This is a genomic window from Paraburkholderia sp. FW306-2-2C-D06C (genome assembly GCF_058781505.1).
The window spans coordinates 26,946-42,852 of the sequence record NZ_JBYSWU010000050.1; the positions used below are offsets into that span (position 1 = coordinate 26,946).

Consider the following 15,907-nt stretch of genomic DNA (forward strand, 5'->3'; position numbering starts at 1 on the left):
GCCACCCCGTCTGGAGTGGAAAGCAAATGAGTATCGAAGGGGTCTTGAAGGAAGGGTTTGTCACCACCACGGCTGACAAGCTGATCAACTGGACGCGCACTGGCTCCTTGTGGCCGATGACGTTCGGTCTTGCGTGTTGTGCGGTCGAGATGATGCATGCGGGTGCTGCCCGTTATGACCTCGACCGTTTTGGCGTGGTGTTTCGTCCCAGTCCGCGTCAGTCGGACGTGATGATCGTCGCCGGCACGCTGTGCAACAAGATGGCGCCTGCTCTGCGCAAGGTCTACGACCAGATGGCAGAGCCGCGCTGGGTGATCTCGATGGGCTCGTGCGCGAACGGCGGCGGCTACTACCACTACTCCTATTCGGTGGTGCGCGGCTGCGACCGGATCGTGCCGGTCGACGTCTACGTGCCGGGTTGCCCGCCTACGGCGGAAGCGCTGGTGTACGGCGTGATCCAGCTGCAGGCCAAGATCCGCCGCACCAACACCATCGCCCGTCAATAAGGCCAACGCCTCCCCCACAATATGGCAAGCAAACTCGAGACCCTGAAAGCGAACCTCGAGGCGGCCTTTGGCGGCCTCCTGCTGAGCACTACCGAGGCAATCGGTGAGTTGACGATCGTCGTGAAGGCTGGCGACTACCTCAACGTGGCAACGCGTCTGCGCGACGACCGCTCGTTCGGCTTCGAGCAGTTGATCGATCTGTGCGGCGTCGACTACCAAACCTACGCCGACGGCGCATACGACGGCCCGCGTTTCGCGGCCGTGCTGCATCTCTTGTCGGTGCAGAACAACTGGCGTCTGCGTGTGCGCGTGTTCGCACCGGACGACGAAGTGCCGATCCTCCCGTCTGTCGTCGAAATCTGGAATTCGGCCAACTGGTACGAGCGCGAAGCGTTCGACCTGTACGGTATCGTTTTCGAAGGTCACCCGGACCTGCGCCGCATCCTGACCGACTACGGATTCATCGGTCACCCGTTCCGTAAAGATTTCCCTGTCTCCGGCTACGTCGAAATGCGTTACGACCCGGAAGAGAAGCGCGTCGTCTATCAGCCTGTGACGATCGAGCCGCGGGAAATCACGCCGCGCGTGATCCGCGAGGATCACTATGGCGGTCTGAAACACTAAGAGAACGCCATGGCAGAGATCAAGAACTACACGCTCAACTTCGGCCCGCAGCACCCGGCAGCGCACGGCGTGCTACGCCTCGTGCTGGAACTCGACGGCGAAGTCATTCAGCGCGCCGATCCGCATATCGGCCTGCTGCATCGTGCGACTGAAAAGCTCGCGGAAACCAAAACGTTTATCCAGTCCGTGCCGTACATGGACCGTCTCGACTACGTGTCGATGATGGTCAACGAGCACGGCTATGTGATGGCGATCGAAAAGCTGCTCGGCATCGACGTGCCGGTGCGCGCGCAATACATCCGCGTCATGTTCGACGAAATCACGCGCGTGCTGAACCACCTGATGTGGATCGGCGCGCACGCGCTCGACGTCGGCGCGATGGCGGTGTTTTTGTATGCGTTCCGCGAACGCGAAGACCTGATGGACGTGTACGAAGCGGTGTCCGGCGCACGGCTGCACGCGGCGTATTACCGTCCGGGCGGCGTGTATCGCGATCTGCCGGATGCCATGCCGCAATACAAGGCATCGAAGATTCGCAATGCGAAGGCGTTGTCGAAGATGAACGAGAACCGCCAGGGTTCGCTGCTCGACTTCATCGACGATTTCTTCACGCGTTTCCCGAAGTGTGTGGACGAGTACGAAACGCTGCTCACCGACAACCGCATCTGGAAGCAACGTCTGGTCGGCATCGGCGTGGTCAGCCCGGAACGCGCGCTGCAACTTGGCATGACCGGCGCGATGCTGCGCGGCTCGGGTATCGAGTGGGATCTGCGCAAGAAGCAGCCGTACGAAGTCTATGACAAGCTCGATTTCGACATTCCGGTCGGCGTAAATGGCGATTGTTATGACCGGTATCTGGTTCGTGTCGAAGAAATGCGCCAATCCACGCGGATTGTGAAACAGTGCATTGATTGGCTGCGTAAGAATTCCGGCCCTGTGATGATCGACAATCACAAGATTGCGCCGCCGTCGCGCGTCGGCATGAAGTCGAACATGGAAGAGCTGATTCACCACTTCAAGCTCTTCACGGAAGGCTTCCACGTGCCTGAAGGCGAAGCCTACGCGGCCGTCGAACATCCGAAGGGCGAGTTCGGTATCTACCTGATCTCGGACGGCGCGAACAAGCCGTATCGTCTGAAGATCCGCGCACCGGGCTATGCGCACTTGTCCGCTCTCGATGAAATGGCGCGCGGTCACATGATCGCCGACGCTGTGACGATCATCGGCACGCAGGACATCGTGTTCGGCGAAGTGGATCGCTAGGACGTATTCATCGGCGCGCGTCTTCAGATTGCACCGAAGCGCGCGTCAAGCAAAGGAACGCCGGGTCTGTCGCAGCATCGTGTGAGCGGCAGGTTTTCGTTCGGTAGGAATTGAAAGAGTCGTGTCTGAAAATGATCTCAGCTGAAGGCCTGAAAGAAATCGATCGTGCGATCGCGAAGTATCCCGCCGATCAGAAACAGTCCGCCGTGATGTCGGCGTTGGCCACTGCTCAGGAAGAGCATGGCTGGCTGTCGCCCGAACTCATGCAGTTCGTCGCGGACTATCTCGGCATGCCGGCAGTCGCTGTGCAGGAGGTCGCAACCTTCTACACGATGTATGAGACCTCGCCGGTCGGCAAGCACAAGATCACGCTCTGCACGAACCTGCCGTGCCAGCTCGGCCCGGACGGCGGTTCCGACAGCGCCGCTGAATATCTGAAGCAGAAGCTCGGCATCGACTTCGGCGAAACCACGGCGGACGGCAAGTTCACCCTGAAAGAAGGTGAGTGCATGGGTTCGTGCGGCGACGCGCCGGTGATGCTGGTGAACAACCATCGCATGTGCAGCTTCATGAGCCGCGAGAAGATCGACCAGCTGCTCGAGGAACTTTCGAAATGACGTCTTTACACGATCGTCACATCAAACCGCTGATCCTCGCCGGCCTGAACGGCGACAACTGGCATCTCGAAGACTACGTGGCGCGCGGCGGTTACGCCCAGCTGCGCCGCATTCTGGAAGAAAAGATTCCGCCCGAGCAGGTGATCGCCGACGTCAAGGCGTCGGGTCTGCGCGGCCGTGGCGGTGCAGGCTTCCCGACCGGCCTGAAGTGGAGCTTCATGCCGCGTCAGTTTCCGGGGCAGAAATATCTCGTCTGCAATTCGGACGAAGGCGAACCGGGCACGTTCAAGGATCGCGATATCCTTCGCTTCAATCCGCACTCGCTGATCGAAGGCATGGCGATCGGCGCGTACGCGATGGGCATCACGGTCGGCTACAACTATATCCACGGCGAAATCTGGGAAGTCTACAAACGCTTTGAAGAAGCGTTGGACGAAGCTCGCCGCGCCGGGTTCCTCGGCGAGAACATCATGGGTTCGGGCTTCTCGTTCGAACTCCATGCGCACCACGGTTACGGCGCCTATATCTGCGGCGAAGAAACCGCGCTGCTCGAGTCGCTCGAGGGCAAGAAAGGCCAGCCGCGCTTCAAGCCGCCATTCCCGGCGAGTTTCGGCGTGTACGGCAAGCCCACCACGATCAACAACACCGAGACATTCGCGGCGGTGCCGTTCCTGCTCGCAGTCGGTCCGCAGCATTACCTCGAAATCGGCAAGCCGAACAACGGCGGCACGAAGATCTTCTCGGTCTCCGGCGACGTCGAGCGTCCGGGCAACTATGAAATTCCGCTCGGCACGCCATTCGCGACGCTGATGGAACTCGCCGGCGGCATCCGCGGCGGCAAGAAGATCAAGGCCGTGATTCCTGGCGGTTCGTCGGCGCCGGTGATCCCGGGCGACATCATGATGCAGACCGATATGGACTACGACGCGATCGCCAAGGCTGGCTCGATGCTCGGTTCGGGCGCGGTCATCGTGATGGACGAGACGCGCTGCATGGTGCGCTCGCTGCTGCGTCTGTCGTATTTCTATTACGAAGAGTCGTGTGGTCAATGCACGCCGTGTCGCGAAGGCACCGGCTGGCTGTACCGCGTCGTGCATCGTATCGAGCATGGACTCGGCCGTCCGGAAGATCTGGATCTGCTGAACTCGGTCGCTGAAAACATCATGGGCCGCACAATCTGCGCGCTCGGCGATGCGGCGGCGATGCCGGTACGCGGCATGCTCAAGCACTACTGGGACGAATTCGAATATCACGTTGCCCACAAGCATTGCCTCGTCGGCGGTCATGCCGGTGCGGCAGCGGCGCCGGAAACAGTGGCTGCCTGAGTTGGCTGCTGAGTTGGCTATCCAGCACCAGAAGAACACGTCAACCGCGGGATTCATCGCCTGAAGCGGGCGATGGACAGGGCGAACGATTGAGCGGTAACAGGTTAAGGAAGATTGACCATCATGGTTGAACTTGAAATAGACGGCAAGAAAGTAGAGGTGCCTGAAGGCAGCATGGTGATCCAGGCTGCGCATAAGGTCGACACGTATATTCCTCACTTCTGCTATCACAAGAAGCTGTCGATTGCAGCCAACTGCCGGATGTGTCTGGTCGATGTCGAAAAGATGCCGAAGGCCGTGCCTGCATGTGCCACGCCGGTGTCGGCGGGCATGATCGTGCGCACCAAGTCCGAGAAGGCGGTGAAGGGCCAGCAAGCCGTGATGGAATTCCTGCTGATCAATCACCCGCTGGATTGCCCGATCTGCGACCAGGGCGGCGAGTGTCAGTTGCAGGATCTGGCGGTCGGTTACGGCAAGTCGTCGTCGCGTTATAGCGAAGAAAAGCGCGTCGTGTTCCACAAGAACGTCGGCCCGCTGATCTCGATGGAAGAAATGTCGCGTTGCATTCACTGCACGCGGTGCGTGCGTTTCGGCCAGGAAGTTGCCGGCGTGATGGAACTCGGCATGCTGGGCCGCGGCGAGCATTCGGAAATCACGTCGTTCGTCGGCAAGACGGTCGACTCCGAGCTGTCGGGCAACATGATCGATCTGTGCCCGGTCGGCGCGCTGACCAGCAAGCCGTTCCGCTACAGCGCCCGTACGTGGGAACTGTCGCGCCGCAAGTCGGTGAGCCCGCACGATTCCGTCGGCGCGAACCTCGTGGTGCAAGTGAAGAACAACCGCGTGATGCGCGTTCTGCCGTTCGAAAACGAATCCATCAACGAATGCTGGATTTCGGACAAGGACCGCTTCTCGTATGAAGGCCTGAACAGCCCGGAACGCCTGACGCAGCCGATGCTCAAGCAAGGCGGCAAGTGGGTCGAGACCGATTGGCAAAGCGCGCTCGACTACGTGGTCAAGGGTCTGAAGGGCATCAAGGGCGACCACGGCGCGAACGCGCTGGCCGCACTGGGCAGCGCCCACAGCACTGTCGAAGAACTGTTCCTGTTGAAGCAACTCGCGCAAGCGGTCGGCACGCCTAACGTCGACTTCCGTCTGCGCCAGTCGGATTTCTCGGCACCGGTCAACGGCGCGCCGTGGCTCGGCACGGCGATCGCCGATCTGTCGAACCTCGACGCCGCACTGGTGATCGGTTCGGATCTGCGCCGCGATCATCCGCTGTTCGCCGCGCGTCTGCGTCAAGCTGCAAAGAGCGGCACGAAGCTCACGCTCGTGCAAGCCACCAACGACAACGCCCTGATTCCGCAAGCGCAACGCGTGGTTGCGGCTCCGTCGGCCTGGCTCGACGCACTGGCTGGCATCGCCGGCTCAGTCTCGGAGGCGAACGGCGTTGCATTGCCGGAAGCCTTTGCCGGCGCGCGACCGACAGACGCAAACAAACAGGTCGCGAAGTCGCTTGCCACCGGCGAACGCCGCCTCGTGCTGCTCGGCAACGGTGCGGTCCGTCATCCGGACTTCGCCGCCATTCACGCCGCGGCGCAATGGATTGCTGACGCGACCGGCGCGACGCTGGGTTTCCTCACGGAAGCCGCAAATACGGTCGGCGCGCATCTCGTCAACGCATTGCCAGGCGAAGGCGGTCTGAACGCTCGCGAAGTGTTCGAGCAACCGCGCAAGGGCTATGTGCTGCTGAACGTCGAACCCGAATTCGACACCGCCAATCCGGCGCAGGCTCTGGCCGCGCTGAAGCAGGCTGAAATGGTCGTCGTGCTGTCGCCGTTCCAGACGGGCGCCGAATACGCCGACGTGCTGTTGCCGATCGCACCGTTCACGGAAACGGCCGGCACCTTCGTCAATGCCGAAGGTACCGTGCAGACGTTCAATGGCGTCGTGCGTCCGCTCGGCGATACCCGTCCCGCATGGAAGGTGTTGCGTGTGCTGGGCAGTCTGCTGGGCGTGCCGGGCTTCGAATTCGACACGGCAGAAGAAGTGCGCGCGGCGGCGCTCGGCGACGGCGAACTGAAGTCGCGTCTGTCGAACAAGACGGGCGTCGCGGTTACAGGCGGCCAGGCAGCGAAGGCGGCAGAAGGCAAGTTCGAGCGTATCGCCGACGTGCCGATCTATCACGCGGACGCGCTGGTGCGTCGCGCCGAATCGCTGCATCTGACGGCAGCGGCGCGCGCGGCGAACTCGGTCGGGCTGCCGGCCGCGCTGTTCGACAATCTGGGTTTGAAGGAAGGCGACGCGGTGCGCGTGCGCCAGGGCGAGCAATCGGTGCAGTTGCCGGCCGTGCGCGACGCGAATCTTGCGGAGACGGTCGTCCGCGTATCGGCGGCTACGCCTGCCGGTGCAGCGCTGGGCAGCCTGTTCGGTGAACTGGTGGTGGAGAAGGCGTAAATGAGCTTGTTCGATACGATCAACTCGGGCGGCACCCAGCTTCTCGGTGTGGCATGGCCCGCGGTGTGGGCACTGGTGCGCATCCTGGTGGTGGCCGTCGTGATCCTGCTGTGCGTGGCTTACCTGATTCTCTGGGAGCGTAAGCTGATCGGCTGGATGCACGTGCGTCTCGGCCCGAATCGCGTCGGCCCTGCAGGTTTGCTGCAACCGATCGCCGACGTGCTGAAGCTGTTGCTGAAAGAAGTGATTCAGCCGGCTCAGGCGAGCCGCTGGATCTACCTGATCGCGCCGATCATGGTGGTGGTGCCGGCCTTTGCGGTCTGGGCGGTGATTCCGTTCCAGGCGGGCGCGGTGCTCGGCGACATCAACGCGGGTCTGTTGTACGCGATTGCGATTTCGTCGATCGGTGTGTACGGCGTGATCCTGGCCGGCTGGGCGTCGAACTCGAAGTACGCGTTCCTCGGCGCCATGCGCGCCGCGGCTCAGATGGTCTCGTACGAAATCTCGATGGGCTTCGCGCTGGTCGTCGTGCTGATGACCTCCGGCAGCCTGAATCTGTCGGACATCGTCACTTCGCAAGAACGCGGCATCTTCGCGGGCTACGGCTTGAACTTCCTGTCGTGGAACTGGCTGCCGCTGTTGCCGATGTTCGTCGTGTACTTCATCTCGGGCATTGCCGAAACGAACCGCCACCCGTTCGACGTGGTGGAAGGGGAGTCGGAAATCGTCGCGGGCCACATGATCGATTACTCGGGGATGGCGTTCGCGCTGTTCTTCCTCGCCGAGTACATCAACATGATGGTGATCTCGGCATTGGCTGCAACACTGTTCCTCGGCGGCTGGAGCGCACCGTTCGGCTTCCTGTCGTTTGTCCCGGGCATCGTCTGGCTCGTCGCCAAGGTTTTCTTCCTGTTGTCGGTGTTCATCTGGGCGCGTGCCACATTCCCGCGCTATCGCTACGACCAGATCATGCGTCTGGGCTGGAAGATTTTCATTCCGGTCTGCGTGGTGTGGCTGGTGGTGGTCGGCTTCTGGATCATGTCGCCGTTGAATATCTGGAAATAAAGGGCGGATGAACCCATGACCGCAATCCAAAACTTCTTCAAGACCTTCTTCCTGACGGAGCTGCTCAAAGGCCTCGCGCTGACGGGACGCTACGCGTTCCAGCGCAAGATCACGGTGCAGTTCCCGGAAGAGAAGACCCCGATCTCGCCGCGTTTTCGCGGCCTGCATGCGCTGCGCCGCTATGAAAACGGTGAAGAACGCTGCATCGCCTGCAAGCTGTGCGAAGCAGTGTGCCCGGCGCTCGCCATCACGATCGAATCGGAAACGCGTGCGGACAACACGCGCCGCACGACGCGTTACGACATTGACCTGACCAAGTGCATTTTCTGCGGTTTCTGCGAAGAAAGCTGCCCCGTCGATTCGATCGTCGAGACGCACATTCTCGAATATCACGGCGAAAAGCGCGGCGATCTGTACTTCACGAAAGAAATGCTGCTGGCCGTTGGCGATCGCTACGAAGCGGAGATCGCTGCAAACAAGGCAGCTGACGCGCCGTATCGTTGAAACGCTTCTGTTTGGTGCAGTAAAACGTAAAACGGCCTGTTGTCGGGCCGAGCGCTGCGGCCTCACCGCCGCGGCATGGCGCAACTGTGCGGCTTTTTTGCCAGATGCACGAGCCAAAGAACAATGCCTGACAATGGCCTAACGATGAACCGGTAATCATGGAATTCACGACCGTACTGTTCTACATCTTTGCGCTGCTCCTGGTTGTATCAGGGCTGAAGGTGATCACCTCGCGCAACCCGGTGTCGTCCGCACTGTTTCTGGTGCTGGCGTTCTTCAACGCGGCGGCGATCTGGATGCTGCTGCAGGCCGAGTTCCTCGCGATCCTGCTGGTGCTGGTCTACGTCGGCGCGGTGATGGTGCTGTTCCTGTTCGTCGTGATGATGCTGGACATCAATATCGACGTGCTGCGGCGCGACTTCAAACGCTTCGTGCCGATGGCGACCCTGGTGGGCGCGATCATCGTGATCGAGACCGCGCTGATCCTGTGGCACGGCTACGGCGCGACCGCGACGGCGCTGCGCGACACCACGGCTGCGGCCAACGGGATGGCCGGCTGGTCGAATACGCGCATCATCGGCAAGATCATCTACACCGACTACATCTTCGCGTTCGAAGTGGCCGGCCTCGTGCTGCTGGTCGCGATCATCGCGGCGATCGCGCTGACCACGAGTCATAAGAAAGACAGCAAGCGCCAGAACGTCAGCGAGCAGGTCAAGGTGCGTGCTCAGGATCGCGTGCGCGTCGTGAAGATGGCATCGGAAAAAACCGCGGCGACTCTCGCGGCGGAAGAAGCCGCAGCAGCGGCCGACTCTGCGGCCGGCAAGAACGGCTGAGCAGACAGGAGATAAAATCATGACCCTAGCTCACTACCTCGTCCTTGGCGCAATCCTGTTTGCGATTAGCGTCGTTGGCATTTTCCTGAACCGTCGCAACGTCATCATCATCCTGATGGCGATCGAACTGATGCTGCTGGCGGTGAACACCAATTTCGTCGCGTTCTCGCATTACCTCGGCGACGTGCATGGCCAGATCTTCGTCTTCTTCGTGCTGACGGTTGCGGCAGCGGAATCGGCGATCGGCCTCGCAATTCTGGTGACCCTGTTCCGTAGCCTCGACACGATCAATGTCGAGGATCTCGATCAGCTCAAAGGTTAATTTCAGGTAAAGCTGTTATGTCAACGACACTCAATGAAAACCTGCTGCTGGCGATCCCGCTGGCACCGCTGGCCGGCTCCCTGATTGCGGGGCTGTTCGGGAAAGCGGTAGGGCGAGCCGGTGCGCACTCGGTAACGATCCTCGGCGTCGCGATCTCCTTCATCCTGTCGGCCATCGTGTTTTTCGATGTGCTGAACGGCGCGAGCTTCAATGCGACCGTCTATGAATGGATGATGATCGGCAAGACCAAGTTCGAGGTCGGCTTCCTGGTCGACTCGCTGACGGCGATGATGATGTGCGTGGTGACCTTCGTGTCGCTGATGGTGCACATCTACACGATCGGCTACATGGCCGACGACGACGGCTACCAGCGCTTCTTCTCGTACATCGCGCTGTTCACGTTCTCGATGCTGATGCTCGTGATGAGCAACAACTTCCTGCAGCTGTTCTTCGGCTGGGAAGCGGTGGGTCTGGTGTCGTACCTGCTGATCGGCTTCTACTTCACCCGTGAGAGCGCGATCTACGCGAACATGAAGGCGTTCCTCGTGAACCGCGTCGGCGACTTCGGGTTCCTGCTCGGCATCGGCCTGCTGTTCGCGTTCGCCGGTTCGATGAACTACGGCGACGTGTTCGCGAAGCGCACCGAACTCGCGGCATTGAGCTTCCCGGGCACGGACTGGGGCCTGCTGACGGTCGCCTGCATTTGCCTGTTCATCGGCGCGATGGGTAAGTCGGCGCAGTTCCCGCTGCACGTCTGGCTGCCGGATTCGATGGAAGGCCCGACGCCGATCTCCGCGCTGATTCACGCGGCAACCATGGTGACGGCCGGTATCTTCATGGTCGCGCGCATGTCGCCGCTGTTCGAGCTGTCGGAGAGCGCGCTGTCGTTCATCACGGTGATCGGCGCGATTACGGCGTTGTTCATGGGCTTCCTCGGGATCGTCCAGAACGACATCAAGCGCGTGGTCGCGTACTCGACGCTGTCGCAGCTCGGTTACATGACGGTTGCGCTCGGCGTATCGGCTTATCCGGTCGCCATCTTCCACCTGATGACGCACGCGTTCTTCAAGGCGCTGCTGTTCCTCGGCGCGGGTTCCGTGATCATCGGCATGCACCACGATCAAGACATGCGCAACATGGGCGGTCTGCGCAAGTACATGCCGATCACGTGGATCACGTCGCTGGTCGGTTCGCTGGCGCTGATCGGTACGCCGTTCTTCGCGGGCTTCTATTCGAAAGACTCGATCATCGACGCGGTGAAGCTGTCCCATCTGCCGGGTTCGGGTTTCGCGTACTTCGCGGTGGTGGCGAGCGTGTTCGTTACTGCGCTGTATTCGTTCCGTATGTACTTCATGGTGTTCCACGGCAAGGAGCGCTTCCGCGATCCGAAACATCCGGAATCGCCGATGGGCGCGGAAGCCGCAGCGCATGGTCACGGCCACGACGCACACGGCCATGGTCACGACGACCATGCGCACGAGCCGCACGAAACCCCGTGGGTAGTGTGGGTGCCGCTGGTGCTGCTGGCGATTCCGTCGGTGGTCATCGGTGCGATCGCTATCGGTCCGTTGCTGTTCGGCGACTTCTTCCAGCACGGTGTCGCGTTCGAGAAGGTGATCTTCATCGGCGAAAACCATCCGGCACTGGAAGAGATGAGCCATGAGTTCGTCAACTGGAGCCAGATGGGCCTGCACGCGGTTGCCGGCCTGCCGGTGTGGCTGGCGCTCGCGGGTGTAGTGGTCGCATGGTTCCTGTATCTGGTCCGTCCTGATCTGCCGGCTGTCATCAAGCGCGCGTTCGGCCCGATCTACACGCTGCTCGACAACAAGTACTACATGGACAAGATCAACGAAGTCGTGTTCGCGAGGGGCGCCGTGGCGATCGGCCGTGGTCTCTGGAAGGAAGGCGACGTCGTGGTCATCGACGGTATCGTCAACGGCAGCGCGCGCTTTATCGGCTGGTTTGCCGGCGTGATCCGCTTCCTCCAATCCGGCTACATCTATCACTACGCGTTCGCCATGATTATCGGCATGTTGGGGCTCCTGACCCTGTTTGTAACGCTCGGCGGCAAATAAGGCGAGGGACACTAATGCACGCTTATCCGATTCTCAGTATTGCGATCTGGTTGCCGATCCTCGTCGGTCTCCTGGTCCTGGCCATCGGTTCCGACCGGAACCCGGCTCCGGCGCGCTGGATCGCACTGATCGGCTCGGTCGCCAGCTTCATCGTGACGATCCCGCTGATTACCGGTTTTGATTCGAGCAGCGCCGAGTTGCAGTTCGTCGAAAAGGCGAACTGGATCGAGCGCTTCAACATTACGTATCACCTGGGTGTCGACGGCATCTCGATGTGGTTCGTCGTGTTGACCGCAGTGATCACGGTGATCGTCGTGATCGCCGCGTGGGAAGTCATTACGAAGAATGTCGCGCAGTACCTTGCTTCGTTCCTGATCCTGTCCGGCATCATGGTCGGCGTGTTCAGCGCAGCGGACGGCATGCTGTTCTACGTGTTCTTCGAAGCGACGCTGATTCCGATGTACATCATCATCGGCGTGTGGGGTGGGGCGAACCGCGTGTACGCGGCGTTCAAGTTCTTCCTGTACACGCTGATGGGCTCGCTGCTGATGCTGGTCGCGCTGCTGTACCTGTACATCCAGACCGGCACGTTCGATCTGGCGACGTGGCAGAACGCGCAGATCGCCATGACGCCGCAGGTGTTGCTATTCATAGCGTTCTTCCTGGCCTTTGCCGTGAAGGTGCCGATGTGGCCGGTGCACACGTGGTTGCCTGACGCCCACGTGGAAGCGCCGACCGGCGGCTCGGTCGTGCTGGCCGCGATTATGCTGAAGCTGGGCGCGTACGGTTTCCTGCGCTTCTCGCTGCCGATCACGCCGGACGCGAGCCACTTCCTTGCGCCGGTCGTCGTCACGCTGTCGCTGATCGCTGTGATTTACATCGGCCTGGTTGCGATGGTCCAGTCCGACATGAAGAAGCTGGTCGCGTATTCGTCGATCGCGCACATGGGTTTTGTGACGCTCGGTTTCTTCATCTTCAACCAGCTCGGCGTGGAAGGCGCGATCGTGCAGATGATTTCGCACGGTTTCGTGTCGGGCGCGATGTTCCTGAGTATCGGCGTGCTTTACGACCGTATGCACTCGCGCCAGATCGCCGATTACGGCGGCGTCGTCAACATGATGCCGAAGTTCGCGGCGTTCGTGATGCTGTTCTCGATGGCGAACTGCGGCTTGCCGGGTACTTCCGGTTTCGTCGGCGAGTTCATGGTGATTCTGGCGGCAGTCCAGTACAACTTCTGGATCGCAGGCGGTGCGGCAGTCACGCTGATTCTCGGCGCGGCCTACACGCTGTGGATGTACAAGCGCGTGTACTTCGGCGCGGTCGCCAATGATCACGTGAAGAGCCTCGTCGACATCGACCGTCGCGAATTTTTCATGCTGGCAGTGCTAGCCGCACTGACGCTGTTCATGGGCCTGTATCCGAAGCCCTTTACCGATGTGATGCACGTATCCGTGGAAAACCTCCTCTCCCACGTCGCGCAATCGAAGCTGCCGTTGACACAGTAATGCAGAGCGGAGGAACTTAAAGATCATGCAAAACGCCCCTATGACAGCTCTGTTGCCCGACGCACTGGTGATGCTCGCCGTTGTCGTCGCGTGGCTCAACGACACGTTCGTCGGCCAGGCCGGTCGCCGCACCACGTATTTCATCGCGTTCTTATCGACGCTTGTGGCCGGAGTCTGGTTCGCAATGAACGCGTTCGACCCGCAAGTGCACTACTTCTTCGGTCACATGTACGTGGTGGATTCGTTTGCCAATGTGATGAAAGCGGTGGTGACGCTCGGCTATACCGTGTCGATCGTTTACTCGCGCAAGTACCTCGAAGACCGCGGTCTGTTCCGTGGCGACTTCTTCCTGCTGGGCATGTTTTCGCTGCTCGGCCAGCTGGTGATGATCTCCGGCAACAACTTCCTGACGCTGTACCTCGGTCTGGAACTGATGTCGCTGTCGCTGTATGGCGCGATTGCACTGCGTCGTGACGCGGCGCCGTCGAACGAAGCTGCAATGAAGTACTACGTGCTCGGCGCGCTGGCTTCGGGTTTCCTGCTGTACGGCATCTCGATGCTGTACGGCGCGACCGGCTCGCTCGACCTGAACGAAGTGTTCAAGGCCATCGGCACGAGCCATTACGATCCGAGCGTGCTGCTGTTCGGCGTGATCTTCATCGTGGCGGGCGTGGCGTTCAAGATGGGTGCGGTGCCGTTCCACATGTGGGTGCCCGACGTATATCAGGGCGCGCCGACGGCGATGACTCTGCTGGTCGGTGGCGGTCCGAAGGTCGCCGCTTTCGCGTGGGGCCTGCGCTTCCTCGTGATGGGTCTGCTGCCGCTGGCTGTCGAATGGCAGCAAATGCTGGCGATTCTCGCCGCGCTGTCGCTGATCGTCGGCAACATCACCGGTATCGTGCAACGCAACGTGAAGCGCATGCTCGCGTACTCGGCGATCTCGAACATGGGCTTCGTCCTGCTGGGGCTGCTGGCAGGCGTGGTGGATCAGAAGACCACTGGCGCGGCCAACGCATACGGTTCGGCCATGTACTACAGCATCGTCTACCTGATCACGACGCTGGGCACCTTCGGCATCATCATGCTGCTGGCGCGCCGCGATTTCGAAGCCGATACGCTCGACGACTTCAAGGGCCTGAACCAGCGCAGCCCGGTGTTCGCGTTCGTGATGATGGTGATGATGTTTTCGCTCGCCGGTATCCCGCCCGCGGTCGGTTTCTATGCGAAGCTCGCCGTGCTGCAGGCAACCATGAACGCCGGTTTGACGTGGCTGACCGTGCTGGCCGTGATCACGTCGCTGTTCGGCGCGTTCTACTACTTGCGTATCGTCAAGCTGATGTACTTCGACGAGCCGCAAGACAAGTCGCCGATCCTCGCCGACACCAGCACGCGTGCATTGCTCGCGCTCAACGGTGTTGCCGTGCTGGTGCTCGGCATTGTGCCGGATCCGCTGTTGAAGGCCTGTCTGCAGGCAATCCAGCACACGCTGCTGCTCTGATGTCGGCTGCGGGTTGGTTTATCGTGTTGTTGGCGCTGGTCGGCGCCAACCTGCCGTTCCTGAATCAGCGCCTCTTCGCCGCCGTGCCGTTGAAAGCGGCGAAGAAGAGCGCGTGGATCCGGATTGCCGAACTGATCGTGCTGTATTTCGTGGTCGGCGCGCTCGGTTTTCTGCTTGAAGCGCGTGCCGGCAACCGCTTCGAACAAGGGTGGCAGTTCTATGCGATCACGTTTGCGCTGTTCGTCGTGTTCGCGTTTCCCGGCTTCACCTTCCAGTATCTCGTCAAACGCCGCTGACGGCGTCTCGCCGTCGCGCACCAAGTTGTCCTGAGGTCCGCAAATGGCTGAACTTCCCGATCACGATGCCGCACTGACTGAGACCTGTCTCGAGAGCAAAACGGTCTATCAAGGGCCGTTTATCACACTGAAGTGCGATACCGTCCGCTTGCCGGACGGCAAGCACGCAACCCGCGAGTACGTTCAGCATCCGGGCGCCGTGATGGTGATTCCGCTGTTCGACGACGGCCGCGTGCTGATGGAAAGCCAGTACCGCTATCCGATGGGCAAAGTCATGGTGGAGTATCCAGCGGGCAAGCTCGATCCGAACGAAGGCGCGCTGGCATGCGCAAAGCGTGAGTTACGGGAAGAAACCGGCTACACCGCGCGCGAATACGTCTATCTGACGCGCGTTCATCCGATCATTTCCTATTCGACCGAATTCATCGATATCTACCTCGCACGCGGTTTGACCGCCGGCGAGCGCAAACTCGACGACGGCGAGTTCCTCGAGCTGTTCACGGCCAGCGTTGCCGACGTGTCTGAATGGGTGCGCACCGGCAAGATCACTGACGTAAAAACGATCATCGGCACGTTCTGGCTGGAGAAGGTTTTGTCGGGTGCGTGGCCGACTGCGGAGCCACGATAGCGCGCTCGGCGGTCAACCGGGCTAGTCTGGCGGATAGAAAGATAGGTGCGCGTCGCGGCCGTTCTGGAGAGTCCGTAAAGGCCCCTGTCGGTCCGTGACCGACAGGGGCTTTGCTGTTTGCGGGGGACGGTATCTAACCTGTGCGACGCGATGCATCGAGGTCTGAGTGCGATGACGTAACGATTGGCGTGGGTCAACCGGGGGTAAGGTGCGAGCGCATATCCACCGGCACCGTCATTGGCCATTTGCTGCTGAGACGACCTTCGGCAGCCCGCTGTGCAAAGGGTTAAAATCGCTTAGACGTTCGATTTTTTGGTGACGTCTGGCGTTAATGCGCCGTCCGTAAAAAATTGCGAACGATCGTTCACAAATTTTCATTTTGCGCT

The 15,907-nt window shown here is 60.6% G+C and carries 15 protein-coding genes; all 15 read left to right on the plus strand.

Annotation, left to right across the window (positions count from 1 at the left end):
* Positions 1-26 precede the first annotated feature (26 nt).
* Positions 27-506, plus strand: a complete 480-nt coding sequence (locus tag AC3WLT_RS28925) for a NuoB/complex I 20 kDa subunit family protein (protein WP_006052903.1) — start codon at positions 27-29, stop codon at positions 504-506.
* A 21-nt stretch (positions 507-527) separates the two neighbouring features.
* Entirely contained in the window at positions 528-1,130 is a 603-nt protein-coding gene (locus AC3WLT_RS28930; protein WP_492595078.1) for an NADH-quinone oxidoreductase subunit C, read from the plus strand.
* A 9-nt stretch (positions 1,131-1,139) separates the two neighbouring features.
* Entirely contained in the window at positions 1,140-2,393 is a 1,254-nt protein-coding gene (locus AC3WLT_RS28935; protein ID WP_492595079.1) for an NADH-quinone oxidoreductase subunit D, read from the plus strand.
* A 131-nt stretch (positions 2,394-2,524) separates the two neighbouring features.
* Positions 2,525-3,010, plus strand: a complete 486-nt coding sequence (gene nuoE, locus AC3WLT_RS28940) for an NADH-quinone oxidoreductase subunit NuoE (RefSeq protein WP_006052900.1) — start codon at positions 2,525-2,527, stop codon at positions 3,008-3,010.
* Positions 3,007-4,335, plus strand: coding sequence for an NADH-quinone oxidoreductase subunit NuoF (nuoF, locus tag AC3WLT_RS28945; protein WP_492595080.1), 1,329 nt, complete (start codon positions 3,007-3,009; stop codon positions 4,333-4,335). The genes nuoE and nuoF overlap by 4 nt, the downstream gene beginning before the upstream one ends.
* 123 nt (positions 4,336-4,458) lie before the next feature.
* A complete protein-coding gene (nuoG, locus tag AC3WLT_RS28950) occupies positions 4,459-6,792 on the plus strand; it encodes an NADH-quinone oxidoreductase subunit NuoG (protein WP_492595081.1) in 2,334 nt (777 codons plus the stop codon).
* The gene (gene nuoH / locus AC3WLT_RS28955; protein WP_492595082.1) at positions 6,793-7,857 is read left to right on the plus strand and encodes an NADH-quinone oxidoreductase subunit NuoH; all 1,065 of its coding nucleotides are present in this window, start codon (positions 6,793-6,795) and stop codon (positions 7,855-7,857) included. It begins immediately after the preceding gene.
* A gap of 15 nt (positions 7,858-7,872) precedes the next feature.
* Positions 7,873-8,361 (plus strand): NADH-quinone oxidoreductase subunit NuoI, encoded by a 489-nt coding sequence (nuoI, locus tag AC3WLT_RS28960; RefSeq protein ID WP_090803773.1) that lies wholly within the window; start codon positions 7,873-7,875, stop codon positions 8,359-8,361.
* A gap of 158 nt (positions 8,362-8,519) precedes the next feature.
* Positions 8,520-9,197 (plus strand): NADH-quinone oxidoreductase subunit J, encoded by a 678-nt coding sequence (locus tag AC3WLT_RS28965; RefSeq protein ID WP_492595083.1) that lies wholly within the window; start codon positions 8,520-8,522, stop codon positions 9,195-9,197.
* Between the two features lie 16 nt (positions 9,198-9,213).
* Positions 9,214-9,519 (plus strand): NADH-quinone oxidoreductase subunit NuoK, encoded by a 306-nt coding sequence (gene nuoK / locus AC3WLT_RS28970; protein ID WP_115102602.1) that lies wholly within the window; start codon positions 9,214-9,216, stop codon positions 9,517-9,519.
* A gap of 17 nt (positions 9,520-9,536) precedes the next feature.
* Positions 9,537-11,594 carry an NADH-quinone oxidoreductase subunit L gene (gene nuoL / locus AC3WLT_RS28975; RefSeq protein ID WP_492595084.1) on the plus strand — a complete coding sequence of 686 codons (2,058 nt, stop codon included), beginning with the start codon at positions 9,537-9,539 and terminating at the stop codon, positions 11,592-11,594.
* A 14-nt stretch (positions 11,595-11,608) separates the two neighbouring features.
* The gene (locus AC3WLT_RS28980) at positions 11,609-13,099 is read left to right on the plus strand and encodes an NADH-quinone oxidoreductase subunit M (protein ID WP_492595085.1); all 1,491 of its coding nucleotides are present in this window, start codon (positions 11,609-11,611) and stop codon (positions 13,097-13,099) included.
* 25 nt (positions 13,100-13,124) lie between these two features.
* Positions 13,125-14,597 carry an NADH-quinone oxidoreductase subunit NuoN gene (gene nuoN / locus AC3WLT_RS28985; protein WP_492595086.1) on the plus strand — a complete coding sequence of 491 codons (1,473 nt, stop codon included), beginning with the start codon at positions 13,125-13,127 and terminating at the stop codon, positions 14,595-14,597.
* The gene (locus AC3WLT_RS28990; protein WP_007175603.1) at positions 14,597-14,893 is read left to right on the plus strand and encodes a DUF2818 family protein; all 297 of its coding nucleotides are present in this window, start codon (positions 14,597-14,599) and stop codon (positions 14,891-14,893) included. Before nuoN ends, AC3WLT_RS28990 begins: the two co-directional genes overlap by 1 nt.
* Positions 14,894-14,936: 43 nt before the next feature.
* Positions 14,937-15,521, plus strand: a complete 585-nt coding sequence (locus AC3WLT_RS28995; protein WP_492595087.1) for an NUDIX domain-containing protein — start codon at positions 14,937-14,939, stop codon at positions 15,519-15,521.
* Positions 15,522-15,907: the final 386 nt, after the last annotated feature.